This is a genomic window from Variovorax sp. MSC1_012 (genome assembly GCF_023667525.1).
Classification (GTDB): Bacteria; Pseudomonadota; Gammaproteobacteria; order Burkholderiales; family Burkholderiaceae_C; genus Variovorax; species Variovorax beijingensis_B.
Window position 1 is genome coordinate 4,649,763 of the sequence record NZ_CM174443.1, and the last position, 25,350, is coordinate 4,675,112.

At 69.3% G+C, this 25,350-nt stretch carries 27 protein-coding genes; 17 read left to right on the forward strand and 10 right to left on the reverse strand.

The annotated features are described in order from the left end of the window. The first annotated feature begins 11 nt into the window (after positions 1-11). Positions 12-269 carry a hypothetical protein gene (locus L1081_RS21795; protein WP_015867751.1) on the forward strand — a complete coding sequence of 86 codons (258 nt, stop codon included), beginning with the start codon at positions 12-14 and terminating at the stop codon, positions 267-269. Between the two features lie 135 nt (positions 270-404). On the opposite strand, the gene L1081_RS21800 is transcribed toward L1081_RS21795, so the two are convergent. Both L1081_RS21800 and L1081_RS21805 read right to left on the reverse strand, forming a co-directional pair. After that, the gene (locus L1081_RS21800; RefSeq protein ID WP_489414034.1) at positions 405-1,448 is read right to left on the reverse strand and encodes an MBL fold metallo-hydrolase; all 1,044 of its coding nucleotides are present in this window, start codon (positions 1,446-1,448) and stop codon (positions 405-407) included. A gap of 60 nt (positions 1,449-1,508) precedes the next feature. Next, on the reverse strand, positions 1,509-2,486 hold the full coding sequence (locus tag L1081_RS21805) for a tripartite tricarboxylate transporter substrate-binding protein (RefSeq protein WP_489414035.1): 978 nt from the start codon (positions 2,484-2,486) through the stop codon (positions 1,509-1,511). A 253-nt stretch (positions 2,487-2,739) separates the two neighbouring features. Here L1081_RS21805 and L1081_RS21810 point away from each other — a divergent pair, with 253 nt between their 5' ends. Continuing rightward, the gene (locus L1081_RS21810) at positions 2,740-3,117 is read left to right on the forward strand and encodes a VOC family protein (RefSeq protein ID WP_489414036.1); all 378 of its coding nucleotides are present in this window, start codon (positions 2,740-2,742) and stop codon (positions 3,115-3,117) included. Between the two features lie 28 nt (positions 3,118-3,145). Here L1081_RS21810 and L1081_RS21815 read toward each other — a convergent pair whose 3' ends face one another. Next, the gene (locus tag L1081_RS21815; RefSeq protein WP_489414037.1) at positions 3,146-3,727 is read right to left on the reverse strand and encodes a Fe-Mn family superoxide dismutase; all 582 of its coding nucleotides are present in this window, start codon (positions 3,725-3,727) and stop codon (positions 3,146-3,148) included. Positions 3,728-3,765: 38 nt separating this feature from the next. Further along, positions 3,766-4,434: a helix-turn-helix transcriptional regulator gene (locus L1081_RS21820; protein ID WP_489414038.1), complete on the reverse strand. Its 669-nt coding sequence runs from the start codon at positions 4,432-4,434 to the stop codon at positions 3,766-3,768. 176 nt (positions 4,435-4,610) lie between these two features. On the opposite strand from L1081_RS21820, the gene L1081_RS21825 reads away from it, so the two are divergent. From L1081_RS21825 to kdpE, 8 genes are read left to right on the forward strand one after another with little or no spacing between them, the layout of a single operon-like run. Further along, complete coding sequence (locus L1081_RS21825; RefSeq protein ID WP_489414039.1) at positions 4,611-4,733, forward strand: hypothetical protein; 123 nt, start codon at positions 4,611-4,613, stop codon at positions 4,731-4,733. After that, positions 4,730-4,828 carry a K(+)-transporting ATPase subunit F gene (kdpF, locus tag L1081_RS21830; protein WP_489414040.1) on the forward strand — a complete coding sequence of 33 codons (99 nt, stop codon included), beginning with the start codon at positions 4,730-4,732 and terminating at the stop codon, positions 4,826-4,828. The genes L1081_RS21825 and kdpF overlap by 4 nt, the downstream gene beginning before the upstream one ends. A gap of 1 nt (position 4,829) precedes the next feature. Continuing rightward, on the forward strand, positions 4,830-6,629 hold the full coding sequence (gene kdpA, locus L1081_RS21835; RefSeq protein ID WP_489414041.1) for a potassium-transporting ATPase subunit KdpA: 1,800 nt from the start codon (positions 4,830-4,832) through the stop codon (positions 6,627-6,629). Between the two features lie 11 nt (positions 6,630-6,640). Continuing rightward, the gene (gene kdpB, locus L1081_RS21840; protein ID WP_489414042.1) at positions 6,641-8,737 is read left to right on the forward strand and encodes a potassium-transporting ATPase subunit KdpB; all 2,097 of its coding nucleotides are present in this window, start codon (positions 6,641-6,643) and stop codon (positions 8,735-8,737) included. Positions 8,738-8,750: 13 nt separating this feature from the next. Further along, entirely contained in the window at positions 8,751-9,320 is a 570-nt protein-coding gene (kdpC, locus tag L1081_RS21845) for a potassium-transporting ATPase subunit KdpC (protein WP_489414043.1), read from the forward strand. Beyond that, complete coding sequence (locus L1081_RS21850) at positions 9,310-9,441, forward strand: hypothetical protein (protein ID WP_489414044.1); 132 nt, start codon at positions 9,310-9,312, stop codon at positions 9,439-9,441. The genes kdpC and L1081_RS21850 overlap by 11 nt, the downstream gene beginning before the upstream one ends. Before the next feature lie 18 nt (positions 9,442-9,459). Continuing rightward, positions 9,460-12,219: a DUF4118 domain-containing protein gene (locus L1081_RS21855; RefSeq protein ID WP_489414045.1), complete on the forward strand. Its 2,760-nt coding sequence runs from the start codon at positions 9,460-9,462 to the stop codon at positions 12,217-12,219. Between the two features lie 4 nt (positions 12,220-12,223). Then, positions 12,224-12,916: a two-component system response regulator KdpE gene (kdpE, locus tag L1081_RS21860; RefSeq protein ID WP_489414046.1), complete on the forward strand. Its 693-nt coding sequence runs from the start codon at positions 12,224-12,226 to the stop codon at positions 12,914-12,916. Positions 12,917-13,064: 148 nt separating this feature from the next. On the opposite strand, the gene L1081_RS21865 is transcribed toward kdpE, so the two are convergent. From L1081_RS21865 to L1081_RS21880, 4 genes are all read right to left on the reverse strand, one after another. After that, a complete protein-coding gene (locus L1081_RS21865) occupies positions 13,065-14,195 on the reverse strand; it encodes a zinc-binding dehydrogenase (protein ID WP_489414047.1) in 1,131 nt (376 codons plus the stop codon). A gap of 101 nt (positions 14,196-14,296) precedes the next feature. Next, positions 14,297-14,869 carry a tyrosine-protein phosphatase gene (locus tag L1081_RS21870; RefSeq protein WP_489414048.1) on the reverse strand — a complete coding sequence of 191 codons (573 nt, stop codon included), beginning with the start codon at positions 14,867-14,869 and terminating at the stop codon, positions 14,297-14,299. Beyond that, positions 14,866-15,357 carry a hypothetical protein gene (locus L1081_RS21875; RefSeq protein WP_489414049.1) on the reverse strand — a complete coding sequence of 164 codons (492 nt, stop codon included), beginning with the start codon at positions 15,355-15,357 and terminating at the stop codon, positions 14,866-14,868. Before L1081_RS21875 ends, L1081_RS21870 begins: the two co-directional genes overlap by 4 nt. Beyond that, entirely contained in the window at positions 15,354-16,493 is a 1,140-nt protein-coding gene (locus L1081_RS21880) for an MGDG synthase family glycosyltransferase (protein ID WP_489414050.1), read from the reverse strand. The genes L1081_RS21875 and L1081_RS21880 overlap by 4 nt, the downstream gene beginning before the upstream one ends. Positions 16,494-16,636: 143 nt before the next feature. On the opposite strand from L1081_RS21880, the gene L1081_RS21885 reads away from it, so the two are divergent. The 5 genes from L1081_RS21885 (at position 16,637) to L1081_RS21905 (ending at position 21,263) form a co-directional block, all read left to right on the forward strand. Beyond that, positions 16,637-17,458: a pseudouridine synthase gene (locus L1081_RS21885; protein WP_489414051.1), complete on the forward strand. Its 822-nt coding sequence runs from the start codon at positions 16,637-16,639 to the stop codon at positions 17,456-17,458. A 10-nt stretch (positions 17,459-17,468) separates the two neighbouring features. Next, positions 17,469-18,575, forward strand: a complete 1,107-nt coding sequence (locus L1081_RS21890; RefSeq protein WP_489414052.1) for a DNA glycosylase AlkZ-like family protein — start codon at positions 17,469-17,471, stop codon at positions 18,573-18,575. Positions 18,576-18,696: 121 nt separating this feature from the next. Then, on the forward strand, positions 18,697-19,353 hold the full coding sequence (locus L1081_RS21895; protein ID WP_018905127.1) for a response regulator: 657 nt from the start codon (positions 18,697-18,699) through the stop codon (positions 19,351-19,353). A 61-nt stretch (positions 19,354-19,414) separates the two neighbouring features. Further along, complete coding sequence (locus L1081_RS21900) at positions 19,415-20,815, forward strand: ATP-binding protein (protein ID WP_489414053.1); 1,401 nt, start codon at positions 19,415-19,417, stop codon at positions 20,813-20,815. 109 nt (positions 20,816-20,924) lie between these two features. Beyond that, positions 20,925-21,263, forward strand: a complete 339-nt coding sequence (locus L1081_RS21905) for a hypothetical protein (protein WP_489414054.1) — start codon at positions 20,925-20,927, stop codon at positions 21,261-21,263. Positions 21,264-21,277: 14 nt separating this feature from the next. Here L1081_RS21905 and aqpZ read toward each other — a convergent pair whose 3' ends face one another. Further along, on the reverse strand, positions 21,278-21,985 hold the full coding sequence (gene aqpZ / locus L1081_RS21910; protein WP_124961149.1) for an aquaporin Z: 708 nt from the start codon (positions 21,983-21,985) through the stop codon (positions 21,278-21,280). Between the two features lie 176 nt (positions 21,986-22,161). Further along, positions 22,162-23,172, reverse strand: coding sequence for a zinc-binding dehydrogenase (locus L1081_RS21915; RefSeq protein ID WP_489414055.1), 1,011 nt, complete (start codon positions 23,170-23,172; stop codon positions 22,162-22,164). Between the two features lie 98 nt (positions 23,173-23,270). On the opposite strand from L1081_RS21915, the gene L1081_RS21920 reads away from it, so the two are divergent. Together L1081_RS21920 and L1081_RS21925 are read left to right on the forward strand one after the other, a co-directional pair. After that, positions 23,271-24,188, forward strand: a complete 918-nt coding sequence (locus L1081_RS21920; protein WP_489414056.1) for a LysR substrate-binding domain-containing protein — start codon at positions 23,271-23,273, stop codon at positions 24,186-24,188. 49 nt (positions 24,189-24,237) lie between these two features. After that, positions 24,238-25,281, forward strand: coding sequence for an extracellular solute-binding protein (locus L1081_RS21925; protein WP_489414057.1), 1,044 nt, complete (start codon positions 24,238-24,240; stop codon positions 25,279-25,281). Positions 25,282-25,350: the final 69 nt, after the last annotated feature.

Consider the following 25,350-nt stretch of genomic DNA (forward strand, 5'->3'; position numbering starts at 1 on the left):
GCGAGCACACCATGGCCACCGCAAAGTCGATCGACACCGGCGACTACAAGCTCTTTCCGTCGCCGAGGAACGTGCACCGCGTCATCTTCGAGCACCAGGTCTTCGTGCCGTATCCGTACGCGCTGATCGTGATGGACGAGTTCTACTTCAAGGGCCGCTACAGCCTGTTCTCCGCCTGCCGCCTCAGCGACGGCAAGATGGGCCAGGTGGCGACCTTCGAGCTGGCATCGGACGTCGACATCTTCAACAAGAAGTTCACGCCGGACTGATCCCGCATTTTTCCCTCCCCTTCCGGGGGAGGGCAGGGGTGGGGGCACGGCGGCATCAATTCCCTCGCAGCGCCAAATGCGGGGCAGCCCCCATCCCGACCTTCCTCCAGAGGGGGAAGGAGCAAGGCGACGTCGCTACAGCAGGAACCGGTCGCGCTGCGCCTGCGCGCATCCGCCCATCACGGCCAGCGCGCGTTCCACCGTCGGGGTGCCCAGAACGAAGGGGTTCGCGGCCGGCGCGGGCTGCTGGCGCAGGGCGGCGAGCTTGGCCTGCGAGCCGTCGATGTTCGAATGGTTCGACAGCAGCACGTCGATGCGCTGGCTCTGCGCGATCGCGCCCATGCGCTGCGTGGCGCCGATGTAGGCGTCCAGCCGCGGCACGTCCTTGCCGAAATTGAAGCCCGTGCCGCCCCAGAGCATCGCGCGGTGCTTGCGCCCGCCCGCGCTCACGTCGAACACGGGCGAGATCGTGCCCATGGTGTGGCCCGGCGTGAGGTACAGCGTGACGCTGGTGTCGCCGAGCCTGATGCGGTCGCCGTCCTTCGCCGAGATGTCGCGCTTGGGCGGCGCGCCCCAGATCGGCGTCGCGAACTCGAGCCTGGTTTCGGTCATGGTCCAGTCGGCCTCGCTCATCACCACGCGCGCGCGGTACTTCTGCGCGAGGTAGCTGGCGCCGCCGTAGTGGTCGCCGTGGCCATGCGTCACGATCACGTACTTGATCTGCGCCGGGTCGAGCCCCAGCCTGCGCATGCCGCCTTCGATCAGCGCCGCGGCCTCGGCCTGGGTGTTGAGCGCATCGATCAGGATGATGCCCTGAGAGGTCTTGATCGCCCAGGCGCTGACCCAGTCGGCGCCCACGAAGTACAGGTTGTCGAAGGCCTGGCCCGGCGGCGGCGCGGGCCGGTTGATGAAGCCGGTGAGGCTCTTGTCGAGCGCGTCCTGCGGCGGCCGGGCGGCGGGGGCGGGCTGGCACAGGGTCAGCAGGGCCCTGAGGTCGGTGCCCGCCGCGCGCGTGGCGGTGGCCACATGGGCCGCCACGCTGGCCTCCGACGGGGTGGCGGCCAGCGCTGCGGTGCTGCCCGCCGGCGTCTGCGCGCAGCCCTGCACCAGGGCGGCAACCGCTGCCAGGGCGGTGGCCTTCAGAAGGGCGTTCTTCGAATTCTTGCGCTGTGCTGCCATCGGTGTCTCCATGCCGTTGCTGCGGCCTGTGGTGGAGACGCCATTCTGCGACGGCGGCGCTTATTCGATGGTCGCGCCCGAGGCTTGCACGATGCCCTTCCACTTCTCGTAGTCGGTCTTCAGCAGCGTTTCGAACTGCTCGGGCGTCATGCTCTGCGGCTCGGCGCCCTGCGCAATGATGGCGGCCTTCATCTCGGGCGTAGCCAGCAGCTTGTTGACTTCGGTATTCAGCGTGGCGATCACGTCCTTCGGCGTCTTGGCGGGCACGAAGAGGCCGTACCAGGTCGACACGTCGAAGCCCTTGTAGCCGAGCTCGGCCACGGTGGGCGTCTCGGGCAGCGAGGTGCTGCGCCTGGCCGAGGTCACGGCCAGCGGGCGCAGCTTGCCCGCCTTGATCTGCGCCAGCGCCGAGGGCACCGACGACACCATCAGGTCGACGTTGCCCGCGAGCACGTCCATCATGGCCGCGTTGGAGCCCTTGTATGGCACGTGGCGCATCTTGATCTGGGCGGCGCCGTTGAAGATCTCGCCGGCCAGGTGGATGGTGGTGCCGTTGCCCGGCGAGCCGTAGGTGACGGTGTCGGGCGCGGCACGCGCGGCTTTCACCACGTCGTCGAGCGTCTTGAACTTCGAATTGGCCTGCGTGACGATCACCACCGGCGTGTAGGCCACGTGGGCCACGGCCGTGAGGTCCTTCACCGGGTGGTAGCTCAGGTTCTTGTAGAGCCAGGGCGCAACGACCATGTTGTCCTTCTGGCCCATCACGATGTCGTAGCCCGTGGGCGCGGCGCGCGCGGCCTCGGCAATGCCGATGGTGCCGCCGGCGCCGCCGCGGTTGTCGGGCACCACGGTCCAGTGGTTGGCCTCGGTGAGCTTCTGCGCGACCAGCCGCGCCAGGATGTCGGTGCCGCCGCCGGGCGGGAAGGGCACGACCATGCGGATGGGCTTGGAGGGGTAGGACTGTGCCTGCGCGGGGGCGGTGAAGGCCAGGGGAAGTGCCAGCGCGAGGGCCAGCGAGCCGAAGTGTCTGCGGATCATGGGTTTGCTTGTCTCTTTGTCTGAGCGATTCGGGGTTGCAGCCGTGGATGGCGGTCACTGCACCGGGGGTGCAGTGTGCCGGAAGCGGGGCCCTGCGGATTCTTCATTCGCGATGGGTCCCATATCGGCTGGCGGGGTATTTTCCGATGGATTGACAGCGGCGCGCCAACGCCAAATACTCCACCAAATGGTTGAGTATTTTTGGCTCGCCCGCCGCGCTTCCACTGTGCGATGGGCTTCACAGGAGACTCTCATGCTCGGAAACATCAACGCGGTGGCCAATCTAGCGGTGAAGGATCTCGCCGTGGCGCGCCGCTTCTATGAAGACACGCTAGGCCTGGCGCAGGTCGATGCCGAGGGCGACGAGGTGATCGTCTACCGCAGCGGCAACTCTCGCATCAACGTGTACCGCTCGGCCTTTGCGGGCACCAACCAGGCCACGGCCGTGACCTGGCCGGTCGGTGGCGACATCGAGCGGCTCGTGGCCGCGCTGAAGGCCAAGGGCGTGCGCTTCGAGCACTACGACATGCCCGGCGCAAGGCTCGAAGGCGACATCCATGTCATGGGCGACATGAAGGTCGCGTGGTTCAAGGACCCGGACGGCAACATCCTCAACCTCATCAACGAGTGAGGATGCCCCCGGGGCCGAACCCGCCTCTTCAGCCGAAGTTCTTGGCCGCGAAGTCCCAGTTCACCAGCTTGGCCAGGAAGGTCTCGACGAACTTCGGGCGCAGGTTGCGGTAGTCGATGTAGTAGGCGTGCTCCCAGACGTCCACCGTCAGCACCGGGGTGTCGCCGGTGGTCAGCGGCGTGCCTGCGGCGCCCATGTTCACGATGTCCAGCGAACCGTCGGCCTTCTTCACCAGCCAGGTCCAGCCCGAACCGAAGTTGCCCACGGCCGACTTCACGAACGCTTCCTTGAAGGCGTCGTAGCTGCCCCACTTGGCATCGATGGCCTTGGCCAGCGCGCCGCTCGGAGCGCCGCCACCCTGGGGCTTCATGCAGCTCCAGAAGAAGGTGTGGTTCCAGATCTGGGCGGCGTTGTTGTAGATGCCGCCGCTGGACTTCTTGACGATCTCCTCGAGCGTCATCGACTCGAACTCGGTGCCCTTTTGCAGGTTGTTGAGGTTCACCACGTAGGCGTTGTGGTGCTTGCCGTAGTGGTACTCGAGGGTTTCCTTCGAGTACTCGGGTGCCAGCGCGTCGAGGGCGTAGGGCAGGGGTGGCAGGGTGTGTTCCATGGTGGGTTTTTCCTTTCGGGTTTAGAAATCAGATCGGATCAAGGCGCGCTCCTCGGGCTCACCTGGTAGGCGCAGCGCCGCGCGCCCGCGAGCACGTGCTCGACGCGGCTCACGCTCACGCCGGGGCCCAGTACTTCGTTGAAGAGCTGCAGTTCGCTGCGGCAAAAGCCGGTGCAGGCGCGCGCCGCGGTGCAGATGGGGCAATGGTTCTCGATGAAGAGGAAGCCGTCGCCCTCGGGCCGGAACTCGGCCATGTAGCCCTCGCGGCTGCGGATCTCGGCCAGCCGCTCGAGCTTGTTCCTGAGGCTGCGCGCGCTGCGCATGGCCTCGCGGTAGTTGGTGCGCATGGCCTCCTCGCGCGCGCCGATGAGCCGGTCCATGCCCTTCTCGCCGAACACGCTGATCACGGCGCTGATCATCTGCACGGTCATCTCGGCATGCGTGTCGGGAAAGCGTGCATGGCCGGCGCCGGTGAGGCGCCATATCTGCGTGGGCCTGCCGCGGCCCGCGGGGCGGCTCTCGGCATCGACCAGGCCCTCGGCCTGCAGCTTCACCATCTGCTGGCGCACGGCCTCCACCGTGACGTCGAGCACCTTGGCGATGTCGGGAATGCCGAGCGCACCACGGGTCTTGAGCGTGGACAGGATGCGGTCCGCCGGCTGGTGCGGCATCCAGCCGGGCTTGGCGTCGAGGGGGCGCGTGGTCATCTTTCTTATTCAAAGAAACTGCTTTGATTATCAAGCGGTGGCCGAGGTGTTGTCGAGCCCTTTGGAAAAGAGGAGACGCTTTTACGGTTTCTTTATGCGCCCTGGCCGACTCTGTTCCCCGTTTTTACGGGCGCCTGCCGAGACTCGAGTCCTTGTTTTCGCTTGAGGAGTGATGAATGGACTTCGTCTGGATGGGCGCCTTGCTGGCGCTGTGGGCCGTGGTGGCGGCCCTGGTCGTCGGGCTGAACAGGCTCGAAGGACCGAACCCGCCGAAAACCGGCAACGGAGAAGCATCGTGATCAGCCTCGACGTTCTCTATGGATTCGGCGCCCTGATCGCCGTGATCCTGTTCGCCTACCTTGTTTTCGCGCTGATCTGCGCAGAGGAATTCTGAGATGACTTCCTCCGCCTGGGGCCTGTTGGCCCTTTTCCTGGTCGCATTGCTGGTGCTGGCCTGGCCTGCCGGTAAATTCCTTGCCGAGCTCTGCAACGAGCGCGTGCCGCGCTGGATGCGGCGCGTCGAGGCACCGCTCTACAGGATCGCCGGCACCCAGCCTGAGCGATCGATGCACTGGCTGCGCTACGCGCTCGCGCTGTTGACCTTCAATGCCATCGGCGCGCTCTTCGTCTATGCCCTGCAGCGCCTGCAGGGCTGGCTGCCGCTCAACCCCGCGGGCATGGCGGCCGTGTCGCCCGACTCGGCCTTCAACACCGCGGTGAGCTTTGTGTCGAACACCAACTGGCAGGGTTACGCCGGCGAGTCGACCATGAGCTATCTCACACAGATGCTCGGCCTCACGGTGCAGAACTTCTTCTCCGCCGCCACCGGCATTGCGGTGGCCTTCGCGCTGGTGCGCGGCTTCGCCCGCCGCGGCGGTGGCAAGGGGCTGGTCGGCAACTTCTGGGCCGACGTCACGCGCATCACGCTGTGGGTGCTGGTGCCGCTGTCGTTCGTGCTCGCGCTGTGCCTCGCGGAGCAGGGCGTGATCCAGAACTTCGGCGCCTACAAGACCGTGGACACGCTCGAGGCCACCGCCTTCCAGCAACCGAAGAACGGCGCCGACGGCCAGCCGCTGAAGGACGCCGCCGGCGCCCCGGTGCTGGAAGACGCCACCACCCGGACGCAGACGCTGGCCATGGGCCCGGTCGCTTCGCAGGAGGCCATCAAGCTGCTCGGCACCAACGGTGGCGGCTTCTTCAATGCCAACTCGGCGCACCCGTACGAGAACCCGACCGCGCTCACCAACCTGTTGCAGATGCTCGCGATCTTCCTGATTCCGGCGGCCCTGTGCTTCACCTTCGGCCGCGTGGTCGGCGACATGCGCCAGGGCTGGGCCGTGCTTGCCGCGATGACGATCATGTTCGTCATCGCCGTGATCGTGATCACGCCCGCAGAGCAGGCGGGCAACCCGCTGCTCGGCGCGCTCGGTGTCGACCAGGCGTCGAGCGCGTTGCAAAGCGGTGGCAACATGGAAGGCAAGGAAGTGCGCTTCGGCATCGATGCCTCGGCGCTATTTGCCGCCATCACCACGGCCGCCTCGTGCGGCGCGGTGAACCTGATGCACGACTCGCTCACGCCGTTGGGCGGCATGGTCCCGATGGTGCTCATGCAGCTCGGCGAGGTGGTGTTCGGCGGCGTGGGCACCGGCCTGTACGGCATGCTGATCTTCGCGATGCTCGCGGTGTTCATCGCGGGGCTGATGATCGGCCGCACGCCCGAGTACCTCGGCAAGAAGATCGAGGTGCGCGAGATGAAGCTGATCTCCATCGCGATCCTGGTCACGCCGGTGCTGGTGCTGGCGGGCACGGCCGTGGCGGTGCTGGCCGGTGCGGGCAAGGCCGGCATCGCGAACCCCGGCGCCCACGGCTTCTCCGAAATCCTCTATGCGCTGAGCTCGGCTGCCAACAACAACGGCAGCGCCTTCGCGGGCCTCTCGGCCAACACGCCGTTCTACAACGGCCTGCTCGGCCTCGCGATGTGGCTCGGCCGCTTCGGCGTGATCGTGCCGGTGCTGGCCATTGCCGGCGCGCTTGCGGCCAAGAAGCGCCTGCCCGTCACCGGCGGCACGCTGCCCACGCACGGGCCGCTGTTCGTCTCCTTGCTGATCGGCACCGTGGTGCTGGTCGGCTTGCTCAACTACGTGCCGGCGCTGGCCCTGGGGCCGGTGGTCGAACACCTCGTGCTCTGGAAATGAAGGAGCGCACCATGACCAATTCAAAGACCTCCCTCTCGCTGCTCGACGCGGCGCTGGTGAAGCCCGCGCTGTGGGGCGCCTTCGTCAAGCTCGACCCGCGCGCGCAGTGGCGCAACCCGGTGATGTTCATCGTCTACGTCGGCAGCATCCTGACGACGCTGCTCTGGGTGCATTCCCTGAGCTTCCCCGGCGACACCGGCATGAAGCCCGCCTTCGTGCTGGCCATCACCGTCTGGCTGTGGTTCACCGTGCTGTTCGCGAACTTCGCGGAAGCCCTGGCCGAGGGCCGCAGCAAGGCGCAGGCCGCCTCGCTGCGCGGCCTGCGCAAGGACACCTGGGCCAGGAAGCTCAAGGAGCCGCACCACGGCGCGCAGTGGCTTCCCGAACAGGCGCCGAATCTCCGAAAGGGCGACGTGGTGCTGGTCGAGACCGGCGACGTCATCCCGCTCGACGGCGAGGTGATCGAAGGCGTGGCCTCGGTCGACGAGAGCGCCATCACCGGCGAATCGGCGCCCGTGGTGCGCGAATCGGGCGGCGACTTCTCGGCGGTGACCGGCGGCACGCGCGTGCTGTCCGACTGGCTGGTGGTGCGCATCTCGGTGAACCCGGGCGAGTCGTTCCTCGACCGCATGATCGGCATGGTCGAAGCCGCCAAGCGCCACAAGACACCGAACGAGATTGCGCTCACCATCCTGTTGGTGGCGCTGACCCTCGTGTTCCTGATGGTCACGGTCACGCTGCTGCCGTTCTCGGTGTTCAGCGTGGAGGCTGCGGGTGCGGGCGCCGTGGTGTCGCTCACCGCGCTGGTGGCGCTGCTGGTGTGCCTGATTCCCACCACCATCGGCGGCCTGCTCTCGGCCGTGGGCGTGGCCGGCATGAGCCGCATGATGCAGGCCAACGTGATCGCCACTTCGGGCCGCGCCGTGGAAGCGGCCGGCGACGTCGACGTGCTGCTGCTCGACAAGACCGGCACCATCACGCACGGCAACCGCCAGGCGAGCGCCTTCCTGCCCGCGCCCGGCGTGCCGAAGGGCCGCCTCGCGCGCGCCGCGATGCTTGCGTCTCTGGCCGACGAGACGCCCGAGGGCCGCAGCATCGTGGAGCTCGCGCGCCGCGACGGGCTCGATGCCGTGCCGGTCGAGGGCGCGCGCTTCATTTCGTTCACCGCGCAGACCCGAATGAGCGGCGTCGACCTGCCGGCCGCATCCAACAGCCTCGACACCGACGCGGTGCTGCTGCGCAAGGGCGCGGTCGATGCGATCCGCCGGCATGTCGAATCGCTGGGCGGCAGCGTGCCCGCCGAGGTGCTGCGTGCGTCCGAGGAAGCGGCGCGCCGCGGCAGCACGCCGCTGGCCGTGGCCGAGGGCAGCCGCGTGCTCGGCGTGGTCGAGCTCAAGGACATCGTCAAGACCGGCATCAAGGAGCGCTTTGCCGAGCTGCGCCGCATGGGCATCAAGACCGTGATGATCACCGGCGACAACAAGCTCACCGCCGCGGCCATTGCGGCCGAGGCCGGCGTCGACGACTTCCTGGCCGAAGCCACGCCCGAGGACAAGCTCGCGCTGATCCGCCAGTACCAGTCCGAAGGCCGCCTGGTCGCGATGACCGGCGACGGCACCAACGATGCGCCCGCCCTCGCGCAGGCCGACGTGGCGGTGGCCATGGGCAGCGGCACGCAGGCCGCGAAGGAGGCCGGCAACATGGTCGACCTGGACTCGAATCCGACCAAGCTGCTCGAGGTGGTGGAGACCGGCAAGGCGCTGCTCATGACGCGCGGCTCGCTCACCACCTTCTCGATCGCGAACGACGTGGCGAAGTACTTCGCGATCATTCCGGCGATCTTCGTCTCGACGTATCCGCAGCTGGGCGCACTCAACGTGATGCGGCTCGCGAGCCCGTCGTCGGCCATTCTGTCGGCGGTGATCTTCAACGCGCTGGTCATCGTGTTCCTGATTCCGCTAGCCCTCAAGGGCGTGCGCTACCGGCCGGTGGGCGCGGCCGCGCTGCTGCGCCGCAACCTGGCCATCTATGGGTTGGGCGGCCTGCTCGTTCCCTTCATCGGCATCAAGCTGATCGACTGGCTGCTGGTCGCAGTCCATCTGGTCTGAGGAGTTCTTCACCATGAACAACGTCATTCGTCCCGCGCTCGTGCTCTTCGCGCTGCTGAGCGCGCTCACCGGCCTGGTCTATCCGCTGGCCGTCACCGGTGCCGCCAAGGCACTGTTTCCGTCGCAGGCCGCCGGCAGCCTGGTCGTGCAGGGCGGCGCCACCGTGGGCTCCAGCCTCATCGGCCAGAACTTCAGCGATCCGAAGCACTTCTGGGGCCGGCCCTCGGCCACCGCGCCGCAGCCGTACAACGCGAGCGCCTCGGGCGGCTCGAACCTCGGGCCGCTCAACCCGGCGCTGGCCGAAGCGGTCAAGGGCCGCGTCGAGTCGCTGCGCGCCGCGGACCCGGGCAACACTGCGCCGGTGCCGGTCGATCTCGTCACGGCTTCGGCCAGCGGCCTCGACCCCGACATCAGCCCCGCCGCCGCGCATTACCAGGCGGCGCGCGTGGCCCGTGTGCGCGGCGTGCCGCTCGAGCAGGTGAATGCGCTGGTCGCCCGCCACACGCAGGCGCCGCTCTGGGGCTTGCTGGGCGAACCGCGCGTCAACGTGCTGGCATTGAATCTCGCGCTCGATGGCCGCTGACCTCTTTCACTTGCTGCTGGCGTTCGCAGCACTCTTCGCGCCGCTGGTCTTTGCCTGGTGGGTGCTGTCGCGCACCGCGCGGCGGCATGCCAGGCGCCGCAAGGGCGGCCCGATGCGCTAACCTGCGCAGCCAACCGACATGCCCGACACCCGCCCCGATCCCGATACCCTGCTTGCCCAATTGCGCAGCGACGAGGCGCGTGCGCTGCGCGGCAAGCTGCGCATCTATTTCGGCGCCAGCGCCGGCGTGGGCAAGACCTGGGCCATGCTCAGCGCCGCGCAGCGCGAGCACGCGGCGGGCCGCGACGTGCTGGTCGGCGTGGCCGAAACCCATGGCCGCAGCGAAACCGCGGCGCTGCTCGCGGGGCTCGAGGTGCTGCCGCCACGCGAGCTGGACTACCGCGGCCGCATGCTGGCCGAGTTCGATCTCGATGCTGCCCTCGCGCGCAGGCCCGCCGTGCTGCTGGTCGACGAACTGGCCCACACCAATGCGCCCGGCTCGCGCCATGCCAAGCGCTGGCAGGACGTGCAGGAGCTGCTGGCCGCGGGCATCGAGGTGTGGTCGGCGCTCAATGTGCAGCACCTGGAAAGCCTCAACGGCACCGTCGGCGCCATCACCGGCGTGCGGGTGCACGAGACCGTGCCCGACACCGTGCTCGACGAAGCTGACGAGGTGGTGCTGGTCGACGTCACGCCCGATGAGCTCGCGGCGCGGCTGGCGGCGGGCAAGGTCTATCTGCCGCAGCAAGCCGAGCGCGCCGCGCAGAACTTCTTCCGCAAGGGCAATCTGATCGCACTGCGCGAGATTGCGCTGCGCCGCACCGCCGAGCATGTGGAAGACGACGTGCGCGGCTGGCGCGTCGAGCAGTCGGGCGCGACCGGCCGCAACGCAAGCAATGGGCAGGGCGGCGAGCTGCAGGCCTGGAACACCTCGGGCGCGATCCTCGCGTGCGTCGGGCCGCACGAAGGCGCCGCGCAGACGGTGCGCACCGCGGCGCGGCTCGCGGGCCAGCTCAATGTGCGCTGGCATGCGGCATACGTCGAGACGCCGCGGCTGCAGCGGCTCGCCGCCGAGGAGCGCGACCGCATCCTCGCGGTGCTCAAGCTGGCCGAGGAACTGGGCGCAGCCACCGCGGTGCTCACCGGCTCCGACGTGGCGGAGCAACTCGCCGAACAGGCGCGGCGGCTCAACTGCGCAACCCTGGTGCTGGGGCGCCCGGAGCCGGCCGGCGGATGGCGCCGCTGGTGGCCCGCCGCGCCGATGCCGCTTTCGCGCGCGCTGGCCCTGCGCGCACCCGCGCTCGACATCATGGAAGTCGGCCGCGCCGACAGTTCGCGACGCCTGGCGCGCGCGTCCATCAACGGCACGCGCGCCGATGACGACGAACACGAGAAGGCTCCCGTCCATTGGCCGGGCTATGCCTGGGCCACGGCCGCGAGCATCGCGCTCACGCTCGTCTGTACGCCGCTGGCCAGCGTGCTGGAACTGTCCAACATCGTGATGCTGTTCATGCTGGGCGTGGTCGGCGTGGCCATGCGCTTCGGCCGCGGGCCCTCGGCGCTCGCAGCTCTGCTCAACGTGGCGGCGTTCGACTATTTCTTCGTGCCGCCGCGCCTGTCGTTCGCGGTGAGCGACGTGCAGTACGTGCTGACCTTCGCCATCATGCTCGGCGTGGGCCTGCTCGTGGGCCAGCTGATGGCGGGGCTGCGCTTTGCGGCCGGCGTGTCGACCAGCCGCGAGCGGCGCGCTCGCTCGCTGTTCGAGCTCACGCGCGAACTCTCGGCCGCGCTGGAGAGCGCGCAGGTGGTGGCACTGGGCGCCGCCGCGGTGCAGGGGCATTTCGGCGGCCATGCGCTGGTGCTGGTCACCGACGCGGCCGACCAGCTCGTGCTGCCGCAGAGCCCACCCGAGGGCTTCGATGCGCAGGTGGCCGACTGGGCCTTCCGCCATGGCCAGCCCGCAGGCCTCGCCACTGCCACGCTGGCGGCGCAGCCCTGGCACTACGTGCCGCTGCAGGCGCCGATGCGCGTGCGCGGCGTGCTCGCGCTGTCGCCGGCGCAGCCGCGCTGGCTGCTGATTCCGGAGCAGGCGCAGCAACTCGACACGCTGGCCCGGCAGATCGCGATTGCGCTGGAGCGCGTGCACTATGTGGAGGTGGCGCAGCAGGCGGTGGTCGAGATGGAATCGGAGCGCCTGCGCAACGCGCTGCTCGGCGCCATCTCGCACGATGTGCGCACGCCGCTCACCGCATTGATCGCGCTGGCCGAATCATTGCAGACGCTGCCGCCCGAAGCGCATGCCGAGGCGGCGCGCGCTATCGTTGCGCAGGCGCATGAACTGCACGCGCTGGTCAACAACCTGCTCGACATGGCGCGGCTCGAAAGCGGCATTGCGGGCGGCGCGGTGAATCTGCGGCGCGACTGGCAATCGGTGGAAGAGGTGGTCGGCTCGGCCATCCGCGCGGCGCGCACCGCGCTCGGCAATACCGTGGTGCAGACCGCGCTCGAGCCCGGACTTCCGCTGGTCGAGTTCGATGCCGTGCTGATCGAGCGCGTGCTGGTCAACCTGATCGAGAACGCCACCAAGTACGGCGCGCCGCCCATCGCGGTCGGCGCGCGGGCCGAGCCCGGCGCGCTGGTGCTCACGGTGCGCGACCATGGCCCGGGACTGCCCGCCGCGCTGCTGGGCCGCGAGCAGAGGCTGTTCGACAAGTTCACCCGCGGCGAAACCGAATCGGCCACGCCGGGCGTGGGCCTGGGCCTGGCGATCTGCCGCGCCGTGGTGAGTGCGCACGGCGGCGAGATTGCCGCGGCCAATGCGCAGGGCGGCGGTGCAGAATTCACGGTCACCCTGCCGCGCCGGGAGCCGCCGGAACCGGCCGAAGAAGCCCAACTCTGAACCCATGCCATCGCCCACCGCCATCGTGATCGAGGACGAGCCGCAGATCCGGCGCTTCGTGCGCGGCGCGCTCGAGGCCGAAGGCTGGCTGGTGCACGAGGCCGGAACGCTGCGCGAAGGCCTCGCGGCGGCCGGCACGCGCCAGCCCGACCTGCTGGTGCTCGACCTCGGCCTGCCCGACGGTGACGGCGTGTCGCTGATCCGCGATGTGCGCGGCTGGTCGGCCGTGCCGATCATCGTGCTGTCCGCGCGCAGCGACGAGGCCGACAAGATCGCCGCGCTCGATGCCGGGGCCGACGACTACCTGACCAAGCCCTTCGGCACCGGCGAGCTGCTCGCGCGCGTACGCGCCAACCTGCGCCGGCCGCGCGCGGCCGGCGGCGACGAAACGGCAGAAGCGGTGTTCCGTTTCGGCGAGGTCGAGCTGGACCGCCCCGCGCGAATCGTGCGGCGCGCCGGCGCCGAGGTACACCTGACGCCGACCGAATACCGACTGCTTTCAGTGCTCGTCGCCAACGCCGGCCGCGTGCTCACGCAGCGGCAGCTGCTGCGCGAGGTATGGGGCCCGTCGCATACGGACCAGAGCCACTATCTGCGCATCTACATGGGGCATTTGCGGCAGAAGCTGGAAGCTGATCCGGCGCAGCCGCGGCATTTGCTGACCGAAACGGCCGTGGGATATCGGCTGGTGGTTTAGCTGGCGGGCGCCGCGCTTTGTCGAGGGCACAGAGCCCTCACCCTAGCCCTCTCCCGGAGGGAGAGGGGACAAGACCGAATGCACGGCGCCGGGCCGGTGTATTTCTCCCTCTCCCTCCGGGAGAGGGCCGGGGTGAGGGCCGCGGCATTCACGCCGCCACGCCCTTGTTCGGATTCAGCAAGAACTTCTCCCCCGTCGCCTGCTTCCCATACACCCCGATCGCATCGAGCTGCAGCGCCTCGAACAACGAAACCTCCCGCGTGTAATGGCTCGCAAACGTCGTCTTCAACTCCGCCACCACGCGCGCCTTCAACCGCTGCACCCCTTCATCCCCCAGCTTCTGCAGGAACGGAAACAGCAGCCACCCGCCCATGCCCCACGCCATGCCGAAGTTGCGCACGAACTCCGTCGGCGAGCGGTCCAGGCCGCCGTAGATGTAAACCTGCTTGTGCGTGGTCGAGCCGTAGCGGCTGTATTCCCTGGCGGTGCGGTTCAGCGCTGCTTCCATGCAGCCGAGGATCTGGCCCGCGAGCTTGCCGCCGCCCGTGGCGTCGAAGGCCAGCGTGGCGCCCGTCTCGACCAGGGCCTGCGTCAGGTCTTCGAGGAAGGTGGGCGAACTCGCGTTGCACACGTACTTTGCGCCGATGCCGCGCAGCAGCGCCTCCTGCTCGGGCTTGCGCACGATGTTGACCAGCGCGATGCCGTCCTTCTGGCAGATCTTGTTGAGCATCTGGCCCAGGTTGGATGCGGCGGCGGTGTGCACCAGCGCCTTGTGGCCTTCGCGCCGCATCGTCTCGACCATGCCGAGCGAAGTGAGCGGATTCACGAAGCATGACGCGCCTTCGGCCGGCGGCGTGCCCGCGGGCAATTCAAGGCACTGGGCCGCGGCCACCGCGCGGTACTGCGAATACATCGCGCCGCCGATCGCGGCCACCGTCTTGCCCAGCAGCGCCTGCGCCGCCGCGGACGAACCGGCCTTGACCACCACGCCGGCGCCTTCGTTGCCGACCGGCATCGACTGGTCCAGCCGCCCGGCCATCGCCGGCATGGCGCGCTCGGGCACCGTGGCCGTCACGATGGGCCGCTCGGGCGTGCCGGAGACCTTGGCGGTGCCCATGTCGGCCGCGCCGAACAGCAGGCCCAGGTCCGACGGATTCATCGGCGAGGCCTCGACGCGGATCACGACTTCATGCGCCTGGGGTTCAGGAATCGGCTCGTCGTGCAGCGAGAGTTCGAGTTCGCCGTTCGCGCGGATGAGGGAGCGCAGTTGCAGTGCCATGGATGAGCCCCTTGTGCCTCGTGAAAGAGGCGAGTTCGAAGGTGGCCCCGGGGCCACGGGGCGGCCAGTATAGGAGCGGTGCGCGAAAGCTGCAGACGCCTTCAGGACACGGCAGGAATCGCCGGTGCATGGGCCAGCGCATGGCCCATCTTCTGCGGATCGAAGCGGTCGATGTAGCGCGGAATGTTGCGCCACAGCGTGTGGTAGCCGTAGCCGCCGCGGAACATCTCCTGGCGCGCGCTCTCCTTGTCCCAGCCCTGCACCGCCATGCGGTAGGCCGCCGCGACCACGCCGGTGCGGTCGGCGCCGTGCATGCAGTGGATCAGCACCGGCCCCTGCTTCTCGGCCTCGCGAATGGCCACCAGCGCGCGCAGCACCTTGGCGTCGTCGATCGACCAGGTGTTGATCGGCACGCGCACCAGGCGGATGCCGCTGCCCGCGAACACCTTCCGGTCGTCGTTGAAGGAGCGCAGGCTCACGATGGTGCGGATGCCCAGCGCCTTCAGCGCCGCCACGTTGGCAATGCGCGGCTGCGCGCTGCGGTACAGCGTGGGCGTGATGCGGTGCAGGTTCTCGACCCCGAGCGTGTCGAGCGGATCGGCCCAGTGCCCGGGGCGCGGCGCGGTGTGTGCCGCGGCGTCGCCGTGCCTGCGCGTCGGTTTCCTCGCGCTCATTTCGCGCGCCGCCAGTGCCGCGTCACCAGAATCAGCAGGGCCACCGCCAGGCCGCCCCAGTAGTCGACCGGCGCGCCCCAGATCCAGTGCTTGTGCCAGAACGCGTCCACCGCATTGAAGCGGGCCCAGCCGAAGGCCGGGTTGATCATGAACCAGAGAAAGTCCTCGCAGACCCAGAACACGATCAGGCCTGCCACGGCCAGCCCCGCATCGCGCCAGGTCCAGCGTCCGTTGAAGGCCAGCGGCGCAAAGAACACCAGCACCATGAAGGTGAAGACCCAGGCGTGATAGCCCGTCATCGCGCGTCCGCCCCAGAAGATGTCGAGCCAGATGCTGTTCTCGATGCGCCAGGTGGGCAGCGAGGTGGCCCAGCCGGCGCCGCCCTCGATCTGGATTTCGGCGTTGGCAAAGAAGAAGGCCATCACTACCACCCATGCCAGGTAGCCGAGTGTGCGGGCCACGCCCGTCTTTTCCACGGCGGCCGTCATGCGGCTTCGCCCAGCACGTGGCGCAGCACCGCGGCCGCCGCGCGCGGTTTGCCGAGCGCGCGGCTGCGTTCGGCCATGGCCGCGAGCTTGGCGGGGTCGGCCATCAGGCGCGTCACCTTGTAGTCGAGGCCGATGGCGTCGTAGGCGAGCCAGCCCGCGCCTTCTTCCATCAGGAAGCCGGCGTTGTGCTCTTCCTGCCCCGGAATCGGCGAGATCAGCAGCATCGGCTTGCCGAGCGCGAGGCATTCCGACACCGTGAGCCCACCGGGCTTGGTCACCACCAGATCGGCCGCGGCCATGAGCTTGTGCATTTCGTTCGTGAAGCCGATGGCGACCACGCGCCCCGGATGGCGGGCGGCCAGGGCCTGCAGCTTGCCGTGGGCCTCGGCGTTGCGGCCGGCCACGGCAATCACCTGGAATCCGCTGTCGCCGCCGAGCGAGAGCACGCGCTCGACCATGCTCGCCAGGTCGCCGACGCCTGCACCGCCCGAGGCCATCAGCAGCACCGGCCGCGCGGGGTCGAGGCCGAGTGCGGCGGCGCAGGCATTGCGCGCGAGCGCCGGCGCATCGGGCTCGGAGAAGGCCGGCATCACCGGAATGCCCGTCACGTGGATGCGCTCGGCGGGAATGCCGCGCGCACGCAGCCTGAAGGCCACTTCCTCCGTCGCGGCCAGGTAGCCCGCCATGCCCGGCACCAGCCACATATTGTGCAGGTCGTAGTCGGTGATCTGCAGCCACACCGGGTAGTCGATGCGGCCGCGGTTGCGCTCGCGCATCAGCAGCTCGGCGGGCAGGAAGTGGGTGCAGATCACGGCGTCGGGCTTTTCGCGGCGTATTTCGCGCAGCAGGGCGCCGGTGCTCAGCCGCTCGACGCCGCGGCGCAGCCGCTGCGAGGGCGCGTGGTGCGGCGTGGCGTCGGTGCGCTGGTGCAGGTAGGACCACAGCTCGGGCGCGCGGTTCACGAGCTGGATGTACCAGTCGGTGTACACCTTGCGGAAGCCGCCGGCCACATGGGCCATGGCATCGATGTGGACCGCCGTGTGCGGCGGGGTCGATTGCACGGCGGCTTCGAGGGCTTGCGCTGCGCGCACGTGGCCGTTGCCGGCGCTCACACTGAGGATCAGGATTTTGGTCATGCGGGTCCGGGCCGTCGGCGGGCCATTGGCGCGCATTATCCCCATGCATTGCGACACATCCCGCAGGCGGCCGCCATCGGCGAAAATGCCGCTGCGCACCGCTTCACCGGGCGTGACCAGCCCCCAACCGACCGCGCCCCTGCATGACCGACGCCCCCGCCCCGATCCGCCTCAACAAACGCATGGCCGAACTCGGCATGTGCTCGCGCCGCGAGGCCGACGAATGGATCGCCAACGGCTGGGTGCGCGTCAACGGCAAGCCGGCCGAGATGGGCGTGAAGGTCACGCCGGCCGACCGCATCGAGGTCGACAAGGCCGCCAAGGGCCAGCAGGCGAACCAGGTCACCATCCTGATCAACAAGCCCATCGGCTACGTGAGCGCGCAGGCCGAAGATGGCCATGAGCCGGCGGTGACGCTGTTCACGCCGCAGAACCGCTGGGCCGAGGACAACACGCGCTTCTTCTTCAGCCCCCAGCAGCTGCGCGGCCTGGCGCCGTGCGGCCGGCTCGACATCGATTCGATTGGCCTGCTGGTGATGACGCAGGACGGGCGCATCGCGCGCCAGCTGATCGGCGAAGACTCGGTGATGGAGAAGGAGTACCTGGTGCGCGTGGCCTACCACGGCCTGGGCCAGCCCGCGCCCACCGGGCAGCTGGTGCGCATGGACGACGACGATCCCGTCACGACCAATGTGCAGGCGGTCTTTCCGCCCGCAATGCTGGCCCGGCTGCGCCACGGCCTGAGCCTCGACGGTCAGCCGCTCAAGCCGGCGCGGGTCGAATGGCAGAACCCCGAGCAGCTTCGCTTCGTGCTCACCGAGGGCAAGAAGCGCCAGATCCGCCGCATGTGCGAGCTGGTCGGCCTGAAAGTGGTGGGCCTGAAGCGCGTGCGCATCGGCCGCGTGATGCTCGGCAACCTGCCGGTCGGGCAGTGGCGCTACCTCGCTCCGCACGAGAAGTTCTGAGCCGTCGCCGATGGCCGTGGTGCTGAGCCAGCGCGCATTGAACCGGGCCACGCTGGCGCGGCAGATGCTGCTGGAGCGGCGCAAGGCGACTCCCGCGCAGGCCATCGAAAAGCTCGCAGGCCTGCAGGCGCAGGCGCCGAACCCACCCTACATCGGCCTGTGGAGCCGGCTCGAAGGCTTCCGCCGCGAGCAGTTGACCGAGGCCCTGAAGAAGCGCCGCGTCGTGCGCATGTCGGCGATGCGCGCGACGCTGCACCTGATGGCCGCATCGGATGCGCTGGCTTGGCGGCCGCTGCTCGAGCCCGTGCATCAGCGCGGATTGAAGGGCAGCAGCCACGCGCGAGCGCTCGAAGGCATCGACCGCGCAGCCGTGGTGGAGGCGGGCCTCGCGCTGCTGCGCGAAAGCCCGCTCAACAGCTCCGAACTCGGCCAGGCCCTTGCGGTGCGCTGGAAAGACCGCGAGCCCGCTTCGCTTGCTGCACTCATCCGCAACAGCGTGCCGCTGGTGCACCTGCCGCCCGCGGGCAGCTGGGACTCGCACCAGAGCGCACGGCTGCAGCCCATCGCACAGTGGCTCGGCGAATCCGCCGCCGATGCCGCACCGGCTACGCAGGAAGACCTGCTGCTGCGCTACCTCGCGGCCTTCGGGCCTGCCACGCTCGCCGATGTCGGCGCATGGTCGGGCCTCACGGGCTGGAAGGCCGTGGCCGAGCGCCTGCGGCCGCAGCTGCGCACCTTCATCGGCGAGCAGGGACAGGAACTGTTCGACCTGCCGCGCGCGCCGCGCCCCGACCCCGACACGCCCGCGCCGCCGCGCCTGGTCGCCGAATGGGACAACCTGCTGCTCTCGCATGCCGACCGCAGCCGCGTGATGAGCGAGGCGCACCGCGCGCGCGTGTTCACCGTCAACGGCATCGTGCGCGGCACGGTGCTGCTCGACGGGTTCGTCGCGGGCGTCTGGAAGATCGAGCGCGCGAAGAACACGGCCACGGTGGTGCTGGAGCCCTTCACGCGCTGGTCGAAGGCCGGCCGGCTCGGCGTGGAGGAAGAGGCCCTGCGCCTGCTGGCCTTCGCGGCGGATGGCGAGGGCGAGCGGCACGAGGTTCGCGTGCTGTGACCCTTGCGCCTGCACGGCGCCTAAGCCCCGTCTAAGACTTCGCCCCTACGCTGCGCCACGGCGCAGGGCCCTACCGGTCATCCCGATCGCGTGCTACCTTGCCGCCCAAGGAGTCGACACGATGCGTGTGCTGCTAGTGGAAGACGACGAGATGATCGGGCGCAGCCTGAAGCAGGCGCTCGAGGGGGCGGGCTGGTCGGCCGACTGGGTGCGCGACGGCGAACTGGCGCAAAGCGCGCTCGGCGACGGCGGCTACACCTGCGTGCTGCTCGACCTGGGCCTGCCGCGGCAGGACGGCACCGAGGTGCTGCGCCGCGCGCGCGAACGCGGCGACGCCACGCCGGTGCTGGTGCTCACCGCGCGCGACGGGCTTGACGACCGCATCCACAGCCTCGACCTGGGCGCCGACGACTATTTGCTCAAGCCCTTCGAATTCCGCGAGCTGCTCGCGCGCATGCGGGCCGTGGTGCGCCGGCGCGACGGCGCTGCGCATTCGCTGATCGGCGGTAGCACGATGCAGCTGGACCTCACCACGCGCGAGGTGCTGGTCGATGGCGTGCGCGAGGCGCTCACCGCGCGCGAGTTCGCGCTGCTGCACGCCCTGCTCGAGCGGCCCGGCGCCATCCTCTCGCGCGAGCAGCTCGAGAACCGCATCTACGGCTGGGGCGAGGAAGTGACCAGCAACGCCATCGACGTGCTGATCCACGGCATGCGCCGCAAGCTCGGCGCGGAATCGATCCGCAACGTGCGCGGGCTCGGTTGGCGCGTGGCGGCATGAGCGTAGCGCCGGGCCGCCCCAAGCAAGCTCGCACCGCAGTGCGAAGCACGGAGGTTTGCCGATGACCTCAGCGGGCCGCTGGTGGCGCCCGCGCTCGCTGCGCACGCAGCTCCTGTTCTGGCTCGTCACGCTGCACCTGGCGGCCGCCGCGCTCACCGCGTGGTTCACCTTCGTGGCCTATGGCGACCTGGTGCACAACGCGCTGGACGAGCAGATGCGGCTGGTGGCCGATTCCTATGCGGGCAGCGATCCGCCGCGCAGCCCGCACCCGCTCGACGGCAACGCCGCCCTCGTGCGCGGTGCCTTCGTGGTGCAGGTCTGGAGCGCCGACGGCCGCACGCTGCGCGCAAGCTCGTGGCCGCCGCTGGCCGTGGTGCCGCTGCAGCCGCAGCCGGGCTTCGGCGATGCGCGCACCGATGCGCCCACGCCTTCGCGCTGGCGCGTGTTCACGGCCGAGGCCGGGCCGCGCGCCGACCAGCCGCGCGTGCAGGTGCTGCAGAACGAGGACTACCGCCGGCGCCGTGCCCTGCGCCGCGCGCTGCTCGAAGGCCTGCCCATCGCGCTGCTGCTGCCGCTGGCCTTGCTGATCCTGTGGCTCATCGTGTCGGCGGCTTCGCGCTCGCTGCGCGCGGTGGCGCGCGACGTGGCCTCGCAGGACGAGCGCCGCCCCACCGAGCTGTCGCTGGCGCGCGTGCCGGACGAGATCGCGCCGCTGGTGCAGGCCTTCAACCAGCTGCTGTCGCGGGTGCGCAGCGCCTTCGCCACGCAGCGTCGCTTCGTGCAGGACGCGGCCCACGAACTGCGCACGCCGATGGCCGCGATCGGCCTGCAGATCGAGAACCTGCGCGCCCACGTGCCCGCGGGCGAAGCCACCGAGCGCTTCAATCAGCTCGAGGCCGGCGTCACGCGCGCGCAGCACCTGATCGAGCAGCTGCTGAGCCTCTCGCGACAGGACGCGCCGGGGCGTCCCATGCCGGGCGAGCCGGTCGACATCGAAACCCTGCTGCGCGAGAGCGTGAGCCAGCTGATGGTGCTGGCTGATGCGCGCCGCGTGGACATCGGCTTCGAGGGTTCGATCGCGCCCGTGGTGCAGGCGCCGACCGCCGAGCTGCGCAGCGTGTTCGACAACCTGATCGACAACGCGCTGCGCTATGCGCTCGAAGGCGGCGTGGTCGACGTGCGGCTGCACGAGGTCGATGGCCATGCGGTGGTCGACGTGCTCGACAACGGCCCGGGCATTCCGGCCTCGTCGATCGGACGCGTGTTCGACCGCTTCTTTCGCGTGCCGGGTGCGCCGGTGGGCGGCAGCGGCCTCGGGCTGGCGATTGCGCGCACGGCCGCCGAGCGGCACGGCCTGCGCATCGAGCTGCGCAACCGCGATGAAGCAGAAGAGGGTGGCGGGCCGGGGCTGCTGGCGCGGGTGCACCTGCCAGTGGCATCAGTGCCGCTCACGCCGGGCTAATTTCCTGCTCACGCCCGGCTCAGCCGGGCTGCCTAGAGTCCATGCAGGCCCTGCCACGCGCAGTTCGCGCGATGGCACGCGGCCGGGGACAAACCATCAGGAGCACACCATGCGCACTTCCTTCAAGCTTCTTGCCCTTGGTTCCTTCGCCGCGTTCGCGGCGCTCGGTGCCGTGAATGCGTCGGCCGAGACGACCGACGGCTCGGACTACCACCCGCTGCAGATGAATTCGCCCGAGAACCCCGAAGTGCAGGCCGGCGCAATGGCCGCCGCGCGGCCCGCCGACACCGAGTCCATCGGCCAGTCGACCAGCGCGCCGGCCATGAACTCGACGACGCCGGTGTCCGACGTGCAGGCCGGTGCCTATGCGGCCTCGCATGCGACGGGCACCGAATCGATCGGGCAGTCGACCTCGCTGCCGCTCGTGCAGTCGGCCAGCGGCAGCTGATCAGTCGTCGTTGTTCAGTCGTCGCTGTTCGCGAGCAGCGCGCGGTAGATCACCGCGCCGATGATCGCGCCGGCGATGGGCGCAACCCAGAACAGCCACAGCTCCGACACCGCGTACGACGGGCCGAAAAGCGCCGGACCCGTGCTGCGCGCCGGATTCACCGAGGTGTTGGTGACCGGAATGGAGATCAGGTGGATCAGCGTGAGGCACAGGCCGATGGCCAGGCCCGCGAAGCCGCCGGCCGCGCGCTTGGCGGTGGCGCCGAGGATCACGATCAGGAACACCGCGGTCATGACCACCTCGCACACCAGCGCGGCGGTCATGCCGTACTTGCCGGGCGAGTGCTCGCCGAAGCCGTTGGTGGCGAAGCCGCCGATGTCTGCGCCGGGCTTGCCGGTGGCAATCAGGTAGAGCACGCCGGCGGCGGCAATCGCACCCAGCACCTGCGACACGATGTAGCCCGCGAGCTGCGAGGCCTTGAAGCGCCCCGCGGCCGCGAGACCGATCGACACCGCCGGATTGAAGTGGCCGCCCGAGATGGGGCCGAGCGCATAGGCACCGGTCACCACCGTCAGGCCGAACGCCAGCGAGACGCCCAGGAAGCCGATGCCCAGGTTGTTCGGAAAGGCCGCCGCCAGGACCGCGCTTCCGCAGCCGCCCAGCGTGAGCCAGAAAGTACCAATGAACTCGGCCGACCACTTTTTGTAGGTGCTATGTTCCATCTGCTCCATCCATTCAGAAGTTGAAAAGTTGCGTGGCCCCCGGGGGCCATGCGCGGGCGGATTCTAGGAACGTAAACAGCATGCGTCACGCATGTTGTTGCACCTGGCGGAACCTGTTCACAGTTCAGCAATCTTTTGTTTCTGACACGCGTTGCGCAAACCGCTAAAGGGCTTCGTCAAGGCGTGACGACGATCTTGCCGAAGGCGCCGCGCGCGAGGTGGTCGAGCGCATCGGGCAAGGCATCGAAGGCGTATTGCGCCGCGATCACGGGCTCGAGCGCATTGGCGTCGACGGCGCGCACCAGGTCTTCGAGCGCGCGCCGATGGCCCACGCCGATGCCCTGCACCGTGACGCGGCCGAGCACCATCGCGTAGTACGAAGCGCTGAGCGTCTCGCCGCCGAGCATGCCGATGACCGACACGCGCCCGCCCTGCGCCGCCGCCTGCAGCGAACGGTCGAGGTTCGGCCCGCTCGCGAGTTCGAGCACGTGGTCGGCGCCACGGCCCTGCGTGAGCCGGCGCACTTCGGCCGGCCAGTCGCTGTCTCGCATCAGCACTTCGCTGGCGCCCAGCGCCAGCGTCTGCGCGCGCTTCTCTTCGCTGCCCGAGACCACGATGGCACGCGCACCGTGCAGCCGCGCGAGCTGCACGCCGAACAGCGCCACGCCGCCGGTGCCGTGGATCAGCACGGTCTGGCCGGGCCGCAGCGCGCCGGTCTCGGCCAGCGCGAACCAGGCCGTGAGGCCGGCGCACGGCAGCGTGCTGGCTTGCGCGAAATCGAGCGTGGCCGGCGCGGCCACGGCCCAGGCGGCGTCGATCAGCACATGCGAGGCCAGCATGCCTGGACCGGGGCCGCCCATCGGCACGGCCTCGGCCGGCCAGTGGCTGTCGATCCAGCCGCCCCAGAAGGTGTTGACCACGCGGTCGCCCACGGCCAGGCGCCGCACGCCCGGGCCCGCGGCCACCACCGTGCCGGCCATGTCCGAGCCGGGCGTGAAGGGCAGCTCGAACTTCATGCCCATGCCGTCGCGGATCATCAGCAGGTCGCGGTAGTTGAGCGACACCGCGCCCACCTGCACGAGGACCTGGCCCGGGCCGGGCGTGGGCAGCGGCAGCTCCACCTGTTCGAGCTGCTCGCGGCCGAAGGAAGAAAGTTGCCAGCGCCTGAGCGTTCTGCTTGCCTGCATGAAAAAGCCTCCACAAAAAAAGAAGCCTTCATGCTATTGGCGAGTTGATCTATCCAGTGGTGGATAATTTTCAACTCTATGGCGCCTGAAAGTATCCAATGAGTCCACGCCTCCAAGGCATCGAAGAGTTCGTGGCCGCGGTGGAGGCCGGCAGCTTTGCGCGTGCGGCAGAGCGGTTGCACGTCACGCGCTCCGCGGTGGCCAAGAGCATTGCGCGGCTTGAGGCGCGGCTGGGCACGCGGCTCTTCCTGCGCACCACGCGCAGCCAGAGCCTCACCGAGGAAGGCCACGGCTACTACGAGCGCTGCCGGCGCGTGCTGGCCGAGCTCGACGCCGCCGAGGCCATGGCCGATGCCGCGCGCAGCACCGCGGCCGGGCTGGTGCGCCTGAGCATGCCGGCCATGCTGGGGCGGCTGAAGGTCGGGCCGCTGCTGCTGGCGTTGGCGCGCCGGCATCCGGGGCTGTCGCTGGAGCTTTCCTTCAACGACCGGCGCGTCGACCTGGTCGAAGACGGTCTGGACCTGGCGATCCGCAGCGGCGAGCTGGCCGACAGCGCCGAACTGGTCGCGCGGCCGGTCGGCGTGCAATGGATGGCGCTGTGCGCCGCGCCCGCCTACCTGGCCGAACGCGGGCGCCCGGCCGGCGTGGCCGAGCTGGGCGCATCGCCGTCGCACGAGGCCGTGCTCTATGCGCGCGACGGGCAGATCTCGCCCTGGCGCTTCCACGACGCGGAAGGCCGGCCAGTCGAAGTGGTGCTGCCCTCGCGGTTGCGCTGCGACAGCGCCGAGGTGCTGCTCGAAGCGGCCATCGGCGGCATGGGGCTGGCGCGCCTGCCGGCCTGGCTCGCGGCCGATGCGCTGGCGGCCGGCACGCTGGTGCGCGTGTTCGAGGAGCCGCGGCCTTTCGGCTTCGAGCTCAACGTGATCCGCTCGCGCGGCCGCTACCTGCCCCACAAGACACGGGTGGTGGTCGACTGGCTGGCCGAGCACCTGCCGCCGCTGCTCGCGGCCCGCTGAGCGGCTTTGCCCGCTATCCTCTGGTCGCCTTTCATCCTTCGGAGAACGCATGCGCCCCTTTGCCATCAGGAACGTCGCGGCCCTTGCCGCATGCGCGGGCGCCATGGCCCTGCTTTTTTCCTCGGGCGCCGCGGCGCAGGGCACGGTGAATGCGCTGTGCAGCACCGACGCGGGCTGGTGCGAAGCCGCGGCCACGGCCTTCACGCGCGAGACCGGCATCCGGGTGCAGCAGGCGCACAAGGGCACCGGCGAGATCGGCGCCCAGCTGCGCGCCGAGGCCGCCAACCCCAAGACCGACATCTGGTGGGGCGGCACCGGCGATCCGTTCCTGCAGGCCGCCGAGCAGGGTTTGCTCGAAGCCTATCGGCCGGCCTACATCAACGACCTGCACGACTGGGCGGTGCGCCAGTACGCGATGTCGCAGAACATGGTGGGCGGCTTCTACACCAGCGCCATCGGCTTCGGCTTCAACACCGAACTGCTCAAACGCAAGAAGCTGCACGAGCCCAAATGCTGGGCCGACCTCGTCAAGCCCGAATACCGTGGCGAGATCGAGATCTCGCATCCCGCTTCCAGCGGCACGGCCTACACCATCATCGCGGGCCTGGTGCAGCAGATGGGCGAGGACGCGGCCTTCGATTACCTGAAGAAGCTGCACCGCAACGTCACCAGCTACACCCGCAGCGGCCAGGCCCAGGCGCCCAACGTGGCCAAGGGCGAGGTGGCGGTGGGCGTGAGCTTCATCTTCGGCTTCGAGCGCTGGCGCTATGACAAATTCCCGGTCAAGACGGCCGCGCCCTGCGAGGGCACGGGCTACGAGGTGGGCGGCATCGCGCTGGTCAAGGGCGCGCGCAACAAGGAGAATGCGAAGCGCTACTACGACTGGCTCATGAGCCCGGCCGGCCAGGCGATCGGCGGGCAGGTCGGCAGCCTGCAGTCGCCCGCCAACAAGACCTTCAAGCCCGATGCGCGCATTCCCTCGATGAGCGACGTGAAGCTCATCAAGTACGACTTCGAGAAATACGGCAGGGCCGCCGAGCGCAAGCGGCTGATCGACCGCTGGACCCGCGAGGTGGAATCGCAGGCCAGGTAGGCCTATTGTTTTTCGGGGGCGAAAGCCCCAACTCGCAGAGTTGGCGAGTCGAGCGTGCGGTCAAGGCCG

Excerpts from the sequence above, each read along its gene's own strand:
- L1081_RS21795 (WP_015867751.1), top strand. The coding sequence starts at position 12 with ATGGCCACCGCAAAGTCGATCGACACCGGCGACTACAAGCTCTTTCCG.
- L1081_RS21800 (WP_489414034.1), bottom strand. The coding sequence starts at position 1,448 with ATGGCAGCACAGCGCAAGAATTCGAAGAACGCCCTTCTGAAGGCCACC.
- L1081_RS21805 (WP_489414035.1), bottom strand. The coding sequence starts at position 2,486 with ATGATCCGCAGACACTTCGGCTCGCTGGCCCTCGCGCTGGCACTTCCC.
- L1081_RS21810 (WP_489414036.1), top strand. The coding sequence starts at position 2,740 with ATGCTCGGAAACATCAACGCGGTGGCCAATCTAGCGGTGAAGGATCTC.
- L1081_RS21815 (WP_489414037.1), bottom strand. The coding sequence starts at position 3,727 with ATGGAACACACCCTGCCACCCCTGCCCTACGCCCTCGACGCGCTGGCA.
- L1081_RS21820 (WP_489414038.1), bottom strand. The coding sequence starts at position 4,434 with ATGACCACGCGCCCCCTCGACGCCAAGCCCGGCTGGATGCCGCACCAG.
- L1081_RS21825 (WP_489414039.1), top strand. The coding sequence starts at position 4,611 with ATGGACTTCGTCTGGATGGGCGCCTTGCTGGCGCTGTGGGCCGTGGTG.
- kdpA (WP_489414041.1), top strand. The coding sequence starts at position 4,830 with ATGACTTCCTCCGCCTGGGGCCTGTTGGCCCTTTTCCTGGTCGCATTG.
- kdpB (WP_489414042.1), top strand. The coding sequence starts at position 6,641 with ATGACCAATTCAAAGACCTCCCTCTCGCTGCTCGACGCGGCGCTGGTG.
- kdpC (WP_489414043.1), top strand. The coding sequence starts at position 8,751 with ATGAACAACGTCATTCGTCCCGCGCTCGTGCTCTTCGCGCTGCTGAGC.
- L1081_RS21850 (WP_489414044.1), top strand. The coding sequence starts at position 9,310 with ATGGCCGCTGACCTCTTTCACTTGCTGCTGGCGTTCGCAGCACTCTTC.
- L1081_RS21855 (WP_489414045.1), top strand. The coding sequence starts at position 9,460 with ATGCCCGACACCCGCCCCGATCCCGATACCCTGCTTGCCCAATTGCGC.
- kdpE (WP_489414046.1), top strand. The coding sequence starts at position 12,224 with ATGCCATCGCCCACCGCCATCGTGATCGAGGACGAGCCGCAGATCCGG.
- L1081_RS21865 (WP_489414047.1), bottom strand. The coding sequence starts at position 14,195 with ATGGCACTGCAACTGCGCTCCCTCATCCGCGCGAACGGCGAACTCGAA.
- L1081_RS21870 (WP_489414048.1), bottom strand. The coding sequence starts at position 14,869 with ATGAGCGCGAGGAAACCGACGCGCAGGCACGGCGACGCCGCGGCACAC.
- L1081_RS21875 (WP_489414049.1), bottom strand. The coding sequence starts at position 15,357 with ATGACGGCCGCCGTGGAAAAGACGGGCGTGGCCCGCACACTCGGCTAC.
- L1081_RS21880 (WP_489414050.1), bottom strand. The coding sequence starts at position 16,493 with ATGACCAAAATCCTGATCCTCAGTGTGAGCGCCGGCAACGGCCACGTG.
- L1081_RS21885 (WP_489414051.1), top strand. The coding sequence starts at position 16,637 with ATGACCGACGCCCCCGCCCCGATCCGCCTCAACAAACGCATGGCCGAA.
- L1081_RS21890 (WP_489414052.1), top strand. The coding sequence starts at position 17,469 with ATGGCCGTGGTGCTGAGCCAGCGCGCATTGAACCGGGCCACGCTGGCG.
- L1081_RS21895 (WP_018905127.1), top strand. The coding sequence starts at position 18,697 with ATGCGTGTGCTGCTAGTGGAAGACGACGAGATGATCGGGCGCAGCCTG.
- L1081_RS21900 (WP_489414053.1), top strand. The coding sequence starts at position 19,415 with ATGACCTCAGCGGGCCGCTGGTGGCGCCCGCGCTCGCTGCGCACGCAG.
- L1081_RS21905 (WP_489414054.1), top strand. The coding sequence starts at position 20,925 with ATGCGCACTTCCTTCAAGCTTCTTGCCCTTGGTTCCTTCGCCGCGTTC.
- aqpZ (WP_124961149.1), bottom strand. The coding sequence starts at position 21,985 with ATGGAACATAGCACCTACAAAAAGTGGTCGGCCGAGTTCATTGGTACT.
- L1081_RS21915 (WP_489414055.1), bottom strand. The coding sequence starts at position 23,172 with ATGCAGGCAAGCAGAACGCTCAGGCGCTGGCAACTTTCTTCCTTCGGC.
- L1081_RS21920 (WP_489414056.1), top strand. The coding sequence starts at position 23,271 with ATGAGTCCACGCCTCCAAGGCATCGAAGAGTTCGTGGCCGCGGTGGAG.
- L1081_RS21925 (WP_489414057.1), top strand. The coding sequence starts at position 24,238 with ATGCGCCCCTTTGCCATCAGGAACGTCGCGGCCCTTGCCGCATGCGCG.